The sequence below is a fragment of the Rhodovulum sp. genome, from assembly GCF_011048875.1.
GTDB classification, from domain to species: Bacteria; Pseudomonadota; Alphaproteobacteria; order Rhodobacterales; family Rhodobacteraceae; genus Rhodovulum; species Rhodovulum tesquicola.
The window spans coordinates 1-1,642 of sequence record NZ_DSDD01000317.1 but is presented as its reverse complement, the minus strand read 5'-3'; the positions used below and the strand labels follow the sequence as shown (position 1 = coordinate 1,642).

The 1,642-nt window shown below is 66.0% G+C and carries 3 protein-coding genes; all 3 read left to right on the top strand.

Going from position 1 to position 1,642, the window contains the following annotated elements:
* Nucleotides 1-492, top strand: a 492-nt coding sequence (locus ENN83_RS11185) for an endoribonuclease YicC domain-containing protein (protein WP_287187027.1), incomplete at its 5' end; no start/stop codon positions are given.
* A 3-nt stretch (nucleotides 493-495) separates the two neighbouring features.
* Nucleotides 496-1,137, top strand: a complete 642-nt coding sequence (gene gmk / locus ENN83_RS11180; protein WP_287187023.1) for a guanylate kinase — start codon at nucleotides 496-498, stop codon at nucleotides 1,135-1,137.
* Nucleotides 1,134-1,642 (top strand): gamma carbonic anhydrase family protein (locus tag ENN83_RS11175; protein WP_287187020.1); only part of this gene is annotated, 509 nt, incomplete at its 3' end. The genes gmk and ENN83_RS11175, both read left to right, overlap by 4 nt.

The window sequence follows — 1,642 nt, the reverse complement described above, 5'->3', positions numbered from 1 at the left end:
GCCGCGCTTCTGGCCGATCTGGACAGGCTGATCGACGACTTCACCGCGATGCGCGCCGCCGAGGGCGCGGCGCTCGAGGCGCTTCTGCGCGATCAACTTGCCCAGATCGCCGATCTGGTCAAGGACGCAGCCCGGGCCGCCGAGGCGCGGCGCGAGCACATGGCCGAATCGCTGCGCGCAAACCTCGCCCGGGTGCTGGACAATTCCGAGGGCGCCGACCCGGACCGTGTGGCGCAGGAACTGGCGATGATCGCGGTCAAATCCGATGTGCGCGAGGAACTGGACCGGCTTTCGGCCCATGTCGAGGCGGCGCGCGCGTTGCTGGATGCGGATGGCCCCATCGGACGCAAGCTCGACTTCCTGATGCAGGAATTCAATCGCGAGGCCAACACGCTCTGTTCCAAGTCGCAATCCACGCCGCTGACCCGCATCGGGCTTGACCTCAAGCATGTGATCGACCAGATGCGCGAGCAGGTTCAGAACGTGGAGTAGGGCATGGGGGCGCGGCGGGGTCTTCTCATAATCCTGTCCTCGCCGTCCGGCGCAGGCAAGTCCACGCTCGCGCGGCGGCTGCGCGACTGGGACAGGGATATCCTGTTCTCGGTCTCGGCCACCACCAGACCGCCGCGGCCGGGCGAGGAGGAGGGCCAGGACTATCATTTCCTGAGCGAGCCCGCCTTCAAGGCCCAAGTGTCGAAGGGCGCGATGCTGGAACATGCCTATGTCTTCGGCAATTTCTACGGCTCGCCCGAGGCGCCGGTGCGCGCCGCCATCGAGGCGGGGCGCGATGTGCTGTTCGATATCGACTGGCAGGGCGCACAGCAGATCCGCAACTCGGCCCTGGGCCAGCACACGCTGTCGATCTTCCTGCTGCCGCCCTCGATCGCGGAACTGCGCCGTCGACTGGAAAGCCGCGGGCAGGACAATGCCGAGACCATCGCGAATCGGATGCAGAAAAGCTGGGACGAGATCAGCCATTGGGACGGCTACGATTTCGTGCTGGTGAATGACGATCTCGACACGACCGAGGAAAAGCTGAAGACGATCCTGACCGCAACCCGCCTGCGCCGCAGCCAGCAGCCGGACCTGACGGCCCATGTCCGCGCGCTTCAGGCCGAATTCGAGGCCCTGCCATGACGCTTTACGCCCTTGACGGCATCCTGCCCACGCTTCCCGAGGACGGCGATTTCTGGGTCGCCCCCGATGCCAACGTGATCGGCAAGGTGATCCTGGGGCAGGGCGCCTCGGCCTGGTTCGGCGCAACGCTGAGGGGCGACAACGAACCGATCACGGTGGGGGCAGGGACCAACATCCAGGAAAACACGGTCTGCCACACCGATATGGGTTTTCCGCTGGTGATCGGCGAAGGCTGCACCATCGGGCACAAGGCGATGCTGCATGGCTGCACCATAGGCAACAATACCCTGATCGGCATGGGTGCCACGGTGCTGAACGGGGCGGTGATCGGCGACAATTGCCTGATCGGGGCCTGCGCGCTGGTCACCGAGGGCAAGGAAATCCCCGATGGCAGCCTCGTGATGGGCAGCCCCGCCAAGGTGGTGCGCCAGCTCGACGCGGCCGCGATCGAGGGGCTGCGCAGGTCCGCGCGCAACTACCAGGCCGCCATGCGACGTTTTCGCAG

What these genes read in the sequence shown, in the direction of transcription:
- gmk (WP_287187023.1), top strand. Translation starts at nt 496, where the DNA reads ATGGGGGCGCGGCGGGGTCTTCTCATAATCCTGTCCTCGCCGTCCGGC.